11 protein-coding genes are annotated in these 14,792 nt (G+C 38.4%); 3 read left to right on the forward strand and 8 right to left on the reverse strand.

Annotated elements, in window-relative coordinates; translation table 11 throughout:
• Positions 1-25 precede the first annotated feature (25 nt).
• Positions 26-964: a ribose-phosphate pyrophosphokinase gene (locus J5A56_RS04760; protein ID WP_036920453.1), complete on the forward strand. Its 939-nt coding sequence runs from the start codon at positions 26-28 to the stop codon at positions 962-964.
• Positions 965-1,578: 614 nt separating this feature from the next.
• Here the strand turns inward: J5A56_RS04760 and J5A56_RS04765 are convergent.
• The 8 genes from J5A56_RS04765 to J5A56_RS04800 form a co-directional block, all read right to left on the reverse strand.
• Positions 1,579-2,091 (reverse strand): hypothetical protein, encoded by a 513-nt coding sequence (locus tag J5A56_RS04765; protein ID WP_021673145.1) that lies wholly within the window; start codon positions 2,089-2,091, stop codon positions 1,579-1,581.
• Positions 2,091-3,866, reverse strand: coding sequence for an AAA family ATPase (locus tag J5A56_RS04770; protein ID WP_021673144.1), 1,776 nt, complete (start codon positions 3,864-3,866; stop codon positions 2,091-2,093). Before J5A56_RS04770 ends, J5A56_RS04765 begins: the two co-directional genes overlap by 1 nt.
• 293 nt (positions 3,867-4,159) lie before the next feature.
• Positions 4,160-6,685 (reverse strand): transglycosylase domain-containing protein, encoded by a 2,526-nt coding sequence (locus tag J5A56_RS04775; RefSeq protein ID WP_021673143.1) that lies wholly within the window; start codon positions 6,683-6,685, stop codon positions 4,160-4,162.
• A gap of 77 nt (positions 6,686-6,762) precedes the next feature.
• Positions 6,763-7,674, reverse strand: coding sequence for a tRNA (adenosine(37)-N6)-dimethylallyltransferase MiaA (gene miaA, locus J5A56_RS04780; RefSeq protein ID WP_021673142.1), 912 nt, complete (start codon positions 7,672-7,674; stop codon positions 6,763-6,765).
• A 112-nt stretch (positions 7,675-7,786) separates the two neighbouring features.
• A complete protein-coding gene (lpxA, locus tag J5A56_RS04785; protein WP_021673141.1) occupies positions 7,787-8,557 on the reverse strand; it encodes an acyl-ACP--UDP-N-acetylglucosamine O-acyltransferase in 771 nt (256 codons plus the stop codon).
• Positions 8,558-8,575: 18 nt separating this feature from the next.
• Complete coding sequence (locus J5A56_RS04790) at positions 8,576-9,964, reverse strand: bifunctional UDP-3-O-[3-hydroxymyristoyl] N-acetylglucosamine deacetylase/3-hydroxyacyl-ACP dehydratase (RefSeq protein ID WP_021673140.1); 1,389 nt, start codon at positions 9,962-9,964, stop codon at positions 8,576-8,578.
• Positions 9,965-9,969: 5 nt separating this feature from the next.
• Positions 9,970-11,010 (reverse strand): UDP-3-O-(3-hydroxymyristoyl)glucosamine N-acyltransferase, encoded by a 1,041-nt coding sequence (lpxD, locus tag J5A56_RS04795; RefSeq protein WP_021673139.1) that lies wholly within the window; start codon positions 11,008-11,010, stop codon positions 9,970-9,972.
• Between the two features lie 51 nt (positions 11,011-11,061).
• Positions 11,062-12,282, reverse strand: a complete 1,221-nt coding sequence (locus tag J5A56_RS04800) for an HD domain-containing protein (protein ID WP_021673138.1) — start codon at positions 12,280-12,282, stop codon at positions 11,062-11,064.
• Between the two features lie 238 nt (positions 12,283-12,520).
• Here J5A56_RS04800 and J5A56_RS04805 point away from each other — a divergent pair, with 238 nt between their 5' ends.
• A complete protein-coding gene (locus tag J5A56_RS04805; RefSeq protein ID WP_021673136.1) occupies positions 12,521-12,739 on the forward strand; it encodes a hypothetical protein in 219 nt (72 codons plus the stop codon).
• 44 nt (positions 12,740-12,783) lie between these two features.
• Complete coding sequence (locus tag J5A56_RS04810) at positions 12,784-14,325, forward strand: RapZ C-terminal domain-containing protein (protein WP_021673135.1); 1,542 nt, start codon at positions 12,784-12,786, stop codon at positions 14,323-14,325.
• The last annotated feature ends 467 nt before the right edge of the window (positions 14,326-14,792 follow it).

The following is a 14,792-nucleotide window of genomic DNA, read 5'->3' on the forward strand; positions in this document are numbered from 1 at the left end:
TTATCAATATAAACAACTAAAAGAAATGAGTGAAAATAACTCTTTTTTGGTATTCTCTGGTACACAGACGAGATACCTTGCTGAGAAAATCTGCGCCAGCCTTGGTTGTCCGCTTGGCAACTTGGTGATGACCCGATTCTCTGATGGCGAATTTGTCGTTTCCTATGAGCAGAGTATTCGTGGTAAGGATGTCTTCCTTGTACAGAGCACTTTCCCAAGTTCTGACAACCTTATGGAGCTTCTCCTGATGATTGATGCTGCTAAGCGTGCTTCTGCTCGTCAGATTATTGCTGTTATGCCTTACTTTGGTTGGGCGCGTCAGGATCGTAAGGACAAACCACGTGTTAGCATTGGCGCAAAATTAGTGGCTGACTTGCTGAGTGTTGCAGGTATTGACCGTCTGATGACCATGGACTTGCATGCTGACCAGATTCAAGGTTTCTTCAATGTTCCTGTTGACCATCTCTATGCCAGTGGTGTTCTTCTGCCTTACGTTCAGAGCCTTCACTTGAAAGATGTCGTTATTGCAAGTCCTGATGTTGGTGGTTCTAAGCGTGCTAATACTTACGCTAAGTATCTTGGTTGCCCACTGGTTCTTTGTAATAAGACGCGTGCACGTGCCAACGTTGTTGACACTATCCAGATTATTGGTGATGTGAAAGACAAGAACGTTATTATCGTTGATGATATGGTTGATACAGCTGGTACAATCACTAAGGCGGCTGACGTCATGAAGGAAGCTGGAGCTAAGAGCGTACGTGCTATTGCTTCTCACTGTGTGATGAGTGGTCCTGCTACTGAGCGTGTTGAGGCTTCTGCATTGGAAGAGTTGGTCTTCACAGATTCTATCCCATATACAGCTCGTTGTTCAAAGGTAAAGCAGATTTCAGTAGCAGATATGTTTGCTGAGACCATTAAACGTGTGTTGAATAATGAGAGTATCTCAAGTCAGTACCTTATATAATAAGAAATAAAGCAAAAAATCTTTTTTGAAAAGGAGATATTATGAATGTTGGACCGCATATTTTTTGTGTTCCAACATTTATTTATTTGTCTTAAATCTGATAAAAGACTGCTTTTAATTTATAGGATTTAAGAATTGTGGTACTACTACTACCATCGTTATTTTCCTTTGATACTTTTTAGTATCGTCCTTGATGTATATCAATAAACGTTGTGCCCGATGAAAATAATCATGAAAAAGTTTGTTTGTGCGCGCAAACAGTCGTACCTTTGCATCGTCAAAAGACAAATATAGATTGTTTAGGTTAGTAATAGATTTAGGTTTTTAGTTATTATTTTAAGGTAGAACAAAAGAGATTGTTCAGGTTAAAGTTAAATAGGTTTAGTTAAGGTAATAAGAAGATTGATTAAAGGATAACAATGATGCAAGATGATTGGGGAACGCCGTGAGGCGCGAACCAAAAATCAAGCTCAAGTATTTCACAGAAATGTGGATGTTAAAGGGCACAGCAAATTACTCGCTGTGCCCTTTAATATTGGCGCGACCAATATTAGATTGTCAAACATATCAAAGTCCAATAGCTATTCGGAATATTGTTTGCTCTCAATTGAATATTATTTATCATTAATCATATCTTTATTCAAATGGGTGACAAATATCTGTTGCCCACCCATGCTAAATGCGACTTTATATATGCCACCAGTTTTATCCTTGCGTACGTAGGTATATGCAAACTTATTGATATTCCAACAGGTGTCTCGTTTCGCTGCAAGGTCTATACTCTGATAAAAATCCTTACTTGGAATGGTGTCAAGAACTAATGTAGCTGAATAGTTGCCACTTGCAACTGATTCTTCATCGGCAGCTAAGCTAACAGAATCAGGAATAAAAGGTGTTGCTTTTGCTGTTTTATATTTGGGGAAGTGAATAGAGGTAATGCTGTATAAATCAATATTAAGTTTACCATTTTCAACATGTGGGGCAAAGTCCTTTGCTGCAACGGTATCTTTATCATCGCTACCTTCAATAGGTTTACTTTGATGACATGAGGCGATGACAATAATAATAAAAACAATACCGAAAACGAAAGTTGCTATAACCTTTGAAAGACTCTTTTCCTTTTCCATTATTTGTTGTTTTTTGTGGGTGAAGGTTTCAATTTCTTCAATCTTTTTTGTGCTGTAGGGTTGTCAGGATAGAGAGCAATAGCCTTCTCATAGTTGGCAATGGCAGCCTCCGTCATCTCTTCACGTTCGCACTCTTTACCCATCATTACATATTCTATAGACAACTCTTTAAGATAGTCATTCTTTTCAAATTGCTGCTTCTTAAGTTCCTCATTTTCATTACGCAGTTGATTGATAATATTAAGTTTGCGTCTGATAAATCGCTTTGCTGCAGGGCGTTCAATATCATATCTACTATGAATGGCAAGAAAAAAGTTACTGAGAAAAGCATCAAAATCGCCCTCGTCGAATGCACGTGTCGCATCGTAGTATTCTTTGTCAGCCTTGCTCTGCTTGAGTACTGTCGAAATAATATTATTATCGTTATAGTGCCTGGCAAACTGTGTTACCTCACTTCTCACAAAGACCTCATTTCGTCGTAGTGGTTCTTTGAGGGTAATACCTTCAAGGCTCGTACAACGTGAAAGTGCTACGTATGCCTGACCACCAGCAAAGACTCCGCCTGTAAAATCAATATTAACGTTTTTGAATGTTAGTCCTTGACTTTTATGCACCGTGATAGCCCAAGCCAATTTAATAGGAAATTGAATATAAGTGCCTATCTGTTCCTCTTCTATTCTTTGTTCTTCCTCGTTAAATCGATATCTTATATTTTCCCACATCTCTCGTTGTACTTGTAGCTCGTCACCTTCTTCTGTACGGACGTAGAGGATACCTGCTTCTTCATCAATACCGATAATGATACCTAAGGTTCCGTTGACCCATTGTTTTTCAATATCGTTTTTGATAAACATGATATGTGCTCCAACCTTGAGATTTAGTTCGATAGGAGTGGGGAGACTACTCTCAGGGAACTCTCCTTTGATTTCTCCTAAGAACATGATGGGATTTCCCTCAAGATTATCAAGTCCTTCTTTGTTTATCCAATCTACAGTATCACGCTTTGTTGATAAAGTGATTGTGAAATCGCCTTTATTATTTTCAATATTCTTCAATCCTGCACCAACACGTTCATTGATTAGTTTAAAGTCAGTACCAGAAACCTGATTGATGCGGATATGGTCAAGAATGGAAATAAAGAGGGGGTCATTCTGACGATATACTTTTTTGAGTTCGATGCTAACAAGCGGGTAATCTTGAAAAACTTTTGCATCAAAGAAATAACCACTTGGATAATAAGGTTGTAGGAGTTGGCGGTCTTCTTCCTTTAGAACTGGTTCTAACTGATAAATGTCACCCACTAAAAGAAGCTGCTTTCCACCGAATGGCTCACGCATATTACGATTATATATGCGGAGTACTTTGTCAATAAAGTCGATGATATCAGCTCTCACCATACTGATTTCATCAATAATAATCAGTTCGACTTCTCTTAGCAATTTACACTTGTCACCATTGTATTTCATTGTACTGCGCAGATTGCGTGCAGAATAACGTTTATCAGTAGGAACAAGTGGATAGAAAGGAAGTTTGAAAAAACTATGTAGCGTACTACCACCAGCATTTATTGCGGCAATCCCTGTTGGAGCAAGAATAACATGTTTTTTCTTTGTTGTAGCAGCAATATAGCGTAAAAGCGTAGACTTTCCTGTTCCTGCTTTTCCAGTTAGGAATAGGGAATTATTAGTGAACTGAATAATCTGAAGGGCTTTTTGCAACTCTGAATTATCCAGGTCAATGGCGTTGACGTCAATATTTGCTTTCTTTTGAGACATTGATTTTTGGACTTTATTTAGCCCAATAGTTTATTGTTTTGTTTTCTACTTATCAATTAAAGTCTTACTTCTTGTTGATATAATGCCAAACATCAGATGTAGAAGTTAATGACAGAAACGCAAAACCAGAAAGTATATCTTCTTCTATACTCACAGAGATTTTATTTTCTGTGAGTATAAAAGATGTGTAAGGGGTTGCAGTTGAGAATTGATGATCAATTAATGAGGGCTTTAATTTACTTCAGAAAGCTGTAGTAATTATAAATCTAACCTAATTTAGAATTATGAATTAGCTAAACCTCCATCTCCTCACTGCGTGGTTTCTTTGCTTTCTTTATGATTTGCTGTGACTCATTATTAGAGCTGTTGCCTTGCCTTTCTGGAGTAGGCTGTGGGTTTGGTTCCAATATAAATCCGCCTTCGTCTTTATTGTCGTCGTCATTAATTGGTTCTTCCTTCTCTTCCTGATGACGTCTGCGCCCAGTTGTAAAACCATCTATTGAGTCTGGTAAAGCACGACGAGTTACTGTGGGCTGACAGTTATATGCTGTTGGATCAATGTCCTCATCAGGATCTAATTGCCATTTAGCATGATATTTCTGGAAGGTCTTATCACGCATCAAGCTATATATAAACTCGCCACAAATAGGTAGTGCTGTCTTTGAGCCTTGCCCTAAGGCACCTGTTCGGAAGTGAATGGAGCGATATTCACCACCTACCCATGCACCGACAACAAGTTTAGGGCTGACTGCAACAAACCAGGCGTCAGAGTGATTATTACTTGTACCAGTCTTTCCACCCCAGTCAGTATCAGCAAAAGTATAATGACGTAGTGCCAAACTTGTACCACCACCTTCATTCACACCAGCCTTTAACATTTGCTGCATGAGGAAGGCTGTCTTATAAGGTAACACTCTCTCGTGGTCTTTTGGTGCAACATAAACCTCATTTCCGTCTTTATCTAAGATTCGTGTAACCACCACTGGTGCATGATGTTCACCATCATTTGCAACAGTGCTATAAGCATTTACAAGTTCTAAAAGGTTCACATCGCTTGATCCAAGAGCCAAAGACGGTTCATCATCCAATGGACTTTTGATACCCATCTCTTGTGCCGTTCGGATAATATTCTTGATGCCCATCTCTTGTCCTAAGCGAACTGCGATAGAGTTGATACTGCGAGCAAAAGCACTTTTCAGTGTAATAGAATCATTCGAGAATCTACCATTGGCATTGTGTGGTGTCCATGTTTTCATCTGACCAGTCTTCTTATCGAGTACTTCCATGCTGATATACTCGTCACGGCGTTTGTCACATGGTGTAAGCCCTTGATTGAGAGCTTCTGAATAAACAAAGAGTTTGAAAGTAGAACCAGGCTGACGCTGTGCGACTACTTTATCATACTTCCACGTCTTGAAGTCAATATCGCCTACCCAAGCTCGTACAGCACCAGTCTCTGGTTCCATCGCAACCATTGCACAGTGCATGAATTTCACCATATAGCGGATAGAGTCCATAGAAGACATCTCTTTCTCAATATGTCCCTTCTCATAATCAAAGAGAGTGACTTTATGGGGCTTATTAAGATAATACAGAACACTATCAGGCTGATTAGGATATTTCTGTAATAGTTTCTTATAGAAAGGTTGACGCTCAGCAATACCCTCTATAAAGCCAGGGATTTCATTTCCCTTTGCATCACGCCAAGGCTGCATGCCACGCCAATGATTATCAAAGGTTTGTTGAACCTTTTGCATCTGCTTAGTAGCAGCTTGTTCTGCATATTTCTGCATTCGAGTATCAATGGTTGTATAGATTCTCAATCCACTACTATAGAGGTCGTAACCATTGTCTTTCATCCAATCTTTAAAATAGTCGGATATATACTCACGGAAGTATTGTGCTTGCCCATCATAGTTTTCCTCAACATGTATGTCCAACTTTATTGGAAGTTTAGAATACGTTGCGTATTCATTACGAGGTAACACATTATGTGTAACCATGTTATATAACACGGTATTACGACGACGAAGGGAATTCTTTGGATGTAGGATAGGGTTATAATAAGTTGTTGCTTTCAACATTCCAACCAATGTTGCAGCCTGATCAACTGACAACTTTGAAGGACTTGTGTTGAAATATGTGTTTGCAGCTGTCTTTACTCCAAAAGAGTTATTTCCGAAATCAACAGTATTGGCATACATCGTTAGTATCTCTTTTTTGGAGTAGATAAGCTCTAATTTAACCGCAATAATCCATTCTTTACTCTTCATGATGAGCATTCTCAAGCCAGGAACATGCCCCAATAAACCTGAAGAATACTGTGTGCGAACCCTGAACATATTCTTGGCTAACTGCTGTGTGATTGTTGAAGCTCCACGACCTCCACTACCTGTTACAGCATCTTTTATTGCACCTCCGATGCCCATAAAGTCAATACCATGATGACTATAAAAACGTTCGTCTTCGGTACTGATGAGCGCATTCCAAAAAGCTGCGTTAACTTCCTCATATTTCACTGGTGTACGATTCTCTTTATAAAATCGACCTATCAGTACAGAGTCTGCACTATAAATTTCTGATGCAGCATAGGTTGGCGGAGTCTTGATTTCAATAAAGCCTGGTGATTTACCAAATAACCAGAGAAAATTGATATCGACCATTCCTAAATAGAGGAAGATAGCAACAAAAAAGGACACAATACCTACGGCCGCTTTTGTATACCAAGCACGACCTTTATATAGTTTAGCATACCAAGGGAAGAATTTACATATCCCCCGGAATATACTTCTTATGAATCTAAATATTTTTTTTATCATTGATTGACAATCCTCAAGTTTAAAAGTTACTTGTCTTTGTTTATAATAAATCTATACTACTATTAATACAAAAGTAGTTATTTACTTGTATTTGATATCATTGTATGGATATAATTTAAGATTTCTTCAATATTATCGGGATGAAACCATTGGAAAGCTACATCTTTTTTGTACCATGTAAGTTGTTTTCGTGCGTATCTACGAGTATTGCTTTGTATCTTGAAGATGGTCTCGTCAAGGGTTGTTAAACCGTCAAGATACTCAAATAATTCTTTATATCCCACTGTATTGAGTGAGTTCAATGTTCGCTTAGGATAAACTCGCAAAGCTTCTTCTATCATTCCTTCATCTATCATGTCTAATACACGCTGATTGATACGTGTGTAGAGTTCATCTCTATCACGGTTTAATCCTATCTTGATGATGTTAAATGGACGCTCTTTAACAGTGTTGGAACGAAATGATGTATATGTTTTCCCTGTTTGGATACATATTTCAAGCGCATGAATAACACGGCGTGGATTATTCTTATCAACTATTTCCCAATGCTCAGGATCAAGTTCCTGCAAAAGCTTACACATTTGTTCTAACCCTTCTACTTCCAATTGTTTCATCATCCTTTCTCGTATCTCTGGATGAATTGTTGGGATGTCGTCAATACCATTACATACGGCATCAATATACATCATAGAACCACCTGAGAGTAAAGAGATAGAAGCGTGCTGACTGTTAATAAGATCAAGTACATCTTGTTCGTATAGGCTTGCTGAGTAATAATCTTCTAAATGATGATTACCAACAAAATAATGCTGTACACGCTGTTGCTGTTCGACAGTTGGTGCAGCTGTTCCTATTGGAATTTCAGAAAAGATCTGGCGGGAGTCAGCGTTGATTATAGGTATGTTATAGTGTTCGGCAACACGGAGAGCAGCCTCTGTTTTGCCAACGCCTGTTGGACCAGTGATAACAATTAATGTTTTGGCTTTCAAGCTGATAAATGATTATAAATAATATTCTCCAACTTGTTTAAGTTGTCTAAACAATCTTCCTACTCGTTCATTAATAAACATTCCCTCCTTTTTAGAGAGGAGGGATAGTCTTTTATCTTATAATACCGCGTTCAGATGACTCAACGAAATCTATAATATATTGTATCTCTGGTGTAATTTGTAGTTGGCTTTTGATTTTCTGGATGTTCTCTGCACGTGTACCAGTTCCGTAGAGAATGCGATAAGCATTATGGATAAGGTCAACAAGCTCGTTTGAGAAACCACGACGACGCAAGCCGATGATATTGATCCCCATGTAGCGTGCAGGCTCTTTACCAACAATGATATAAGGTGGGATATCCATCGAGAAACGACTTCCCCCTTGTATCATAACGTATCCACCAATATGGCAGAACTGATGACAAAGAATGTTAGCAGAGATAATCGCATTATCATCTACTGTAACCTCACCAGCGAATTTTGTTGCATTGCCAATAATGTCACCAGAACCAATAACACAGTCATGCGCAATATGCACACATTCCATCAGTAAGTTATTGCTACCAACCTTTGTTGTACCCTTTGAAGCTGTACCACGTGAAATAGTAACATTCTCACGAATAGAGTTGTTGTCACCAATCTCACAAAGTGATTCTTCGTTTCTAAACTTCAAGTCTTGAGGTTTAGTAGAGATACTGGCACCTGGAAAAATCTCGTTGTTATTGCCTAAACGAGCACCTACATGGATTGTTACACTATTTTGGAATACATTGTTGTCGCCGATAATAGTATTCTTATCGATGTAACAGAATGGTCCAATTATATTATTATCACCAAGTTTTGCCTCTGGATGAACAAAGGCCAATGGACTTATCTGGTTCATAATAGTCTTGTCTTATTATTATTTGTTCTTAACAATTTGGGCTGTAAATGTAGCTTCAGCTACAACACGTTCGCCAACAAACATGTAACCCTTCATCGAACTGATTCCATGACGTACAGGTCCAAGAAGTTCTACACGGAACATAAGCGTATCACCAGGAACAACCTTCTGACGGAACTTAACGTCGTCAATCTTCAAGAAATAGGTTGACCAACGCTCAGGCTCTTCCACTTGTGAAAGTACCAATAGACCACCACATTGTGCCATAGCTTCAACCTGCAATACTCCTGGCATCACAGGCTCCTGTGGGAAGTGTCCCTGAAAGAATGGTTCGTTGCTGGTTACATTCTTGATACCAATTATACTTGTTGAACCCATAGCGATAACCTTATCTACCAACTGCATTGGATAGCGGTGTGGGAGAAGCTCACGGATACGAATATTATCCATCAATGGTTCATCATTTGGGTCATACATTGGTGCCTGTATCTCATGCTTGCGTATTTCTTTACGCATAAGACGAGCAAACTTATTGTTTACTGTATGACCAGGGCGAGTAGCAATGATACGTCCCTTAATAGGCTTACCAATCAATGCCATGTCACCGATAATGTCAAGAAGCTTATGACGTGTACACTCGTTATCCCACTGTAATGGCTTATGTTGGATATAGCCAATATTATTAGCATCCATACGTGGAACCTTCAAAAGGTCAGCAAGCTGGTCAAGTTTCTCTTGTGAAACCTGCTGTTCATAGATAACAATTGCATTATCTAAATCACCACCTTTAATAAGGTTGGCTTGCAAGAGAGGCATAATATCACGAACAAAAACGAATGTACGCGCTGGTGCAATCTCTGTTGCGTAAGTATCAATATTATCCAATGTGGCAAACTGACTGCTAATAAACTTAGAGTCAAAATTGCACATAGCAGTGATAGAGAACTGCTCGTCAGGGAGAATGGTAATAACAGAACCATTGTCATCCTTGATTTCAATCTTCTTACGAATAATATAATAATCCTTTGGAGCATTCTGGTCAACGATACCTACCTCGTTGATTTTATTAACATACATAGTTGCAGAACCATCAAGGATTGGGAATTCAGGACCATTAATTTGAATAAGACAGTTATCAATACCCATTGCATAGAGTGCAGACATACCATGTTCGATTGTACTAACACGTGCCTGCCCCTTAGCCAATACTGTTCCTCGCTGTGTATCAACAACATTCTCTGCGACAGCATCAATAATAGGCTGTCCGTCAAGGTCAATTCTTTGAATCTTATAGCCAGTGTTTTCAGGGGCAGGGTTGAATGTTACAGTAAGACTCAATCCTGTATGAAGTCCCTTTCCAAAAAGGGAAAAACTCCCCTTCAATGTTTTCTGCTTAACTGTTTCCATGTATGTTATTTGTTCTTTTTCAATTCTTCAATTTCTTTCTGCAGTGCATTTAACTGCTTATACATCTCTGGAAGGCGTTGGAAGATAGCCTGTGACTTAAAGTAAGGACGCTGCTCCATTGGTGGTGTGCCAATGAGCTGTTGATTACTCTTTAAGCTACCAGGAACTCCTGATTGTGCGCCGAGGAATACTTTATCACCAATAGTGATATGCCCAGCAATACCCACCTGTCCACCAAACATACACCATTGTCCAACTTTTGTTGAACCAGCAATACCTACTTGTGCAGACATAACGGTATTCTCACCAATATCATTATTGTGTGCTATTTGAACAAGATTGTCGAGTTTAACACCCTTACGAACGTATGTACTGCCCATTGTTGAGCGGTCTATACAAGTGTTGGCGCCAATCTCTACATTATCTTCTATCGTAACAATACCAATCTGAGGAATCTTATCATATCTGTTGGTCTCTGGATTAGGAGCAAAGCCAAAGCCATCAGCACCAATTACACAACCAGAATGTAGAATGACATTGTTGCCAATCTTACAACCATGATAGATGCTTGAATTTGGATAGACAATACAATTACTTCCCAACTGTGCGCCATCCATGATTGTTGCATGAGGATAAATCTGACAGCCATCACCCAAAGTTACATCATCACCAATATATGCGAATGCTCCAATATATACATCCTTTCCAACTATTGCTTTAGATGAAACAAAAGCAAGAGAGTCTATACCCTGCTTCTTTGGTTTCATGCTTTCATAAAGTTGCAACAATTTAGCAACACAATCTCGTGCATTCTTCACACGAATAAGCGTTGGTTTTACTTCTTTATCCAGTGGAATGTCTTCATCAATAAGAACGATGCTTGACTCGGTTTCAAAGAGATAGTGTATATATTTAGGATTTGCAAGAAAAGAAATAGCTCCTTTCTTACCCTCTTCAATTTTTGCGAAAGTATTAATGGTAACGTTTTCGTCACCCTCAATACGACCTTGTATAAATTGCGATATTTGTTTCGCAGAGAATTCCATTTATATTGCCTTTTGTTATTTATTAATTTGTGCAAAGATAGGAATTTTTTATTAGAAACGTTGATAGCAGAGGTAATATTTGCATATTTTTTTCGATAGTAATTCAATGTTCAAAATCTCTGATGCTTCGGTTATATCTTTCAATGTCCCATCTTTATACAGAATACTGATATGGTCATCAAAAGGATTATACATATCTTTCTGTACACGGTTTACTCCCATGAGGTGATGACAATCAGCGAGACTCACATCATAGCGTTTTGAAATCTCTTGCTTAAGATGATTAATTTCCTCTTCTTTGGGTTCTTCTTCTCTCACTTCGACTTTAAATATTTTTCGATTGATTATGTTTGATGAGAGAAGAGAAAGAATCTTATCCTCATGTTGTTGCCATACTTTAATAGCACTCCATATGTCATTGTCATCTAATGCTATATAATTGTCTAATGCCTTGTCTTCTTTTTGAAAAGAATCGGCTGTGACATCATTGTAAAGGAAGTAGCGCAGAGCTGGTGAAGCAAACAGCTCAACCCCTTCTCTTGCTAATTGTTTAGCACGATGTAAGGCATTGATAAGAACGTTCTCACAGCCAACTGTTGTTTTATGCAGATAAACTTGCCAATACATTAAGCGTCGTGAGGTGAGATAATTCTCTATAGAATAAATTCCATTTGATTCTACAACAAGTGAATCATCAACCACATTAAGCATCTTGATGATACGTGCTGAGCCAATATTACCTTCCGTTACTCCCGTAAAGAAACTGTCACGACGAAGATAGTCAAGTCTATCCATATCAAGTTGGCTTGAAATAAGTTGATGAAGGTAAGACTTAGGATATTCGTCCTTGAAAATACTGATGGCAAGATTAAGTGCTCCATGCATATCTTGATTGATACGGTCCATCATCATCAATGATATTTCTTCATGGGTAATACCGTTGATAAGTGTGTTCTCCAAAACATGAGAGAAAGGTGCATGCCCGATATCATGCATAAGGATAGCCGCTTGTACAGCTTCTGCCTCACTGTCAAACACAAATACCCCTTTCTGCTGTAGTGATATAAGTGCTTCGCTCATAAGATGAAAGGCACCTAAAGAGTGTAAGAAACGTGTGTGTTGTGCGCCTGGGTAAACCTCTTGTGTTAAGCCTAATTGCTTAATACGTGTTAGTCGCTGCATAAGAGGGTGGCGAACAATATCAAGTAAAAGTCCACGTGGCACTTTTATAAATCCGAAAACAGGGTCATTAATTATCTTTGCGTCTGTCATCTTGCCTATTTATCTTGCTCATATTTTATTCAAAATACAAAGATAACATTTTTCCTCAACACAACATTCCTTTCGTCTAAATATTTATAAGCATCGCTCAAACCAACAGTTATCCTTGTCTGATTTATATAAAGATAATCATACTCTTAATGTTTATCAATTCTGCCATTAAAAAGAATAAATATAAAATCTTCTCTTTTTCACCACTTATCTGTAATCTTTTCGTTAACTTTGTGGCATGAAACAATTGATTAACTGGAAGGAATTTGTTGTGCTCTTTATTGTTATAGGGTGCATATACTATATTACAAGGTCATGGCTTATTACGAGTGGAATACTTGTTATTCTCTTGTTAATTGATGGCTTGTTGCGTCAATATGACCATAAAAAGCGTGGAGAAAAACAAGCTGATGAGGTTAAAAAATCCATTGAGGAAGAGGAAGATGCTTCCAATTAGCCCTATATTATATTTGTTACTAAGGCGCACATGTTAAAAGAGTCATGGAGAAACTATTAGAGCTATATAAGAATTGGAAAGGTTCTACCCCCACAAATGTAGAGAAGCTGGTAGGAGCTGGTAGTAATCGTGCATATTATCGTTTGACTGATGAAGTGGGCGAGACTGTCATTGGTGTGATTGGAACAAGTCGTGACGAGAATCACGCTTTTATCTATCTTGCAAAGCATTTTGAAAAAAGACGCTTACCCGTACCACATATATTTGCCGTTTCTGCTGATGAATTATATTATCTACAATCGGATCTTGGTAACACCTCTCTCTTTGATGCCATACGTGGAGGACGTGAAGCAGGCGGACGATATAATCTTGCTGAGCAAAAGCTGTTGCGCAATGCTATAAGAGAACTGCCAAATATCCAGTTGCGTGGTGCAAGAGGGCTTGATTTTTCTAATTGTTACCCACAGCCAGAATTTAATCAGGAGAGTGTACTCTTTGACTTGAACTATTTTAAGTATTGCTTTCTCAAAGCAACCGAACTTGACTTCCACGAATTAAAGCTTGAAGCAAACTTTCGTATGTTTGCAAAAGACTTAACGTCAGAGAAGATGGATTCTTTCCTTTACCGTGATTTTCAAGCACGAAACATCATGTTAGATAAGGAGGGGAAACCATTTTTTATTGATTTTCAAGGTGGAAGGAAAGGACCTTTCTACTATGACCTTGCCTCATTCTTATGGCAAGCAAGTGCAAAGTATTCTTTCAAACTTCGTCGTGAATTGGTGTTTGAATATTATCAGAGTCTTAAAAATTATACGGAGGTTCCTTCTAAACGCCATTTCGTTAATCGATTATCCTTATTTGTTCTTTTCCGTACATTACAAGTTTTAGGTGCCTACGGTTTCCGTGGCTACTTTGAAAAGAAAAAGCATTTTATAGATTCTATCCCTCCTGCTATACAAAACCTGCGTGATCTCTTAGCATTAGGTGATGGTGTCTTTCCATACCCATATATGATGGATATGTTGAAACGGCTTACGTTATTACCGCAGTTTGCACACATAGAAAAGCCTGCTGCTAACAGAACAGATGGATTTAAGATAGCTGAGAAAGATATTTATAACGCTAACCCCTTAGATGGTCCTGCAACATTTTCTAAATATGATGGTAAAGGTCCTTTGGTGGTACGCGTGTTTAGTTTCTCATTTAAGAAGGGTATTCCTGAAGACACTTCAGGCAATGGCGGTGGATATGTTTTTGACTGTAGAAGTACACATAATCCTGGTCGTTATGAACCTTATAAGAAGATAACAGGTTTAGATGAACCTGTCATTCGTTTTCTTGAAGATGATGGCGAAATACTCGACTTCTTAAAGCCCGTATATAAATTAGCCGATCACCATGTAGAGCGTTATATGCAACGCGGCTTTACTGATTTAATGTTCTCTTTTGGATGTACTGGAGGACAGCATCGCTCTGTCTATAGTGCGCAGCATCTTGCAGAACATCTTAATGAGAAGTATGGGATAGAAGTACATATAAATCATAGAGAACAAGGCATTGAGCAAATCCTTAAGGCTAAGTAACTCTTAGCTTTAATAGAAGAATAACCAAGACGGTCTTGGTAGTCTTTTTTTAGAGTCTTCAGGATTTTAGAGTGCTAAAGTAGCTTTCTGTTGTGGCACACAGAGCGCATGGAGATAAAAACAATCTTGTGAAGGTGCCGATGAAACAGAGAGTTGTAGCTATGAGTTCTGATATTTTGGCAAGAAGCACCATCTTATCAACTTTGCGAACAAGTATGCTAACAAAATTTGAAGCTTTCCCCTTTCACACCATGCACCGACGGTGTCTCCCTGGTCACCATCGTTTAGTATTTGTCAAACCTCCGTGTTCACGGTGTGACATTTCTTCAAAGTTCAAAGTTCAAAGAATAAGTTTATTATCCATCATTCCAGCTTCCTGAAGTTTTTTTAACCTCCACTACCGAAAACCTTTTCATTTTAATACTTCGAAAAATTGCAGATAAAGTTTTGAAAAATCATTACATAAG

The organism is Prevotella melaninogenica, from assembly GCF_018128065.1.
In the GTDB taxonomy this organism is placed as follows: Bacteria; Bacteroidota; Bacteroidia; order Bacteroidales; family Bacteroidaceae; genus Prevotella.

What these genes read in the sequence shown, in the direction of transcription:
- J5A56_RS04775 (WP_021673143.1), bottom strand. Translation starts at nt 6,685, where the DNA reads ATGATAAAAAAAATATTTAGATTCATAAGAAGTATATTCCGGGGGATA.
- J5A56_RS04800 (WP_021673138.1), bottom strand. Translation starts at nt 12,282, where the DNA reads ATGACAGACGCAAAGATAATTAATGACCCTGTTTTCGGATTTATAAAA.
- lpxD (WP_021673139.1), bottom strand. Translation starts at nt 11,010, where the DNA reads ATGGAATTCTCTGCGAAACAAATATCGCAATTTATACAAGGTCGTATT.
- lpxA (WP_021673141.1), bottom strand. Translation starts at nt 8,557, where the DNA reads ATGAACCAGATAAGTCCATTGGCCTTTGTTCATCCAGAGGCAAAACTT.
- J5A56_RS04760 (WP_036920453.1), top strand. Translation starts at nt 26, where the DNA reads ATGAGTGAAAATAACTCTTTTTTGGTATTCTCTGGTACACAGACGAGA.
- J5A56_RS04770 (WP_021673144.1), bottom strand. Translation starts at nt 3,866, where the DNA reads ATGTCTCAAAAGAAAGCAAATATTGACGTCAACGCCATTGACCTGGAT.
- J5A56_RS04790 (WP_021673140.1), bottom strand. Translation starts at nt 9,964, where the DNA reads ATGGAAACAGTTAAGCAGAAAACATTGAAGGGGAGTTTTTCCCTTTTT.
- J5A56_RS04805 (WP_021673136.1), top strand. Translation starts at nt 12,521, where the DNA reads ATGAAACAATTGATTAACTGGAAGGAATTTGTTGTGCTCTTTATTGTT.
- J5A56_RS04765 (WP_021673145.1), bottom strand. Translation starts at nt 2,091, where the DNA reads ATGGAAAAGGAAAAGAGTCTTTCAAAGGTTATAGCAACTTTCGTTTTC.
- J5A56_RS04810 (WP_021673135.1), top strand. Translation starts at nt 12,784, where the DNA reads ATGGAGAAACTATTAGAGCTATATAAGAATTGGAAAGGTTCTACCCCC.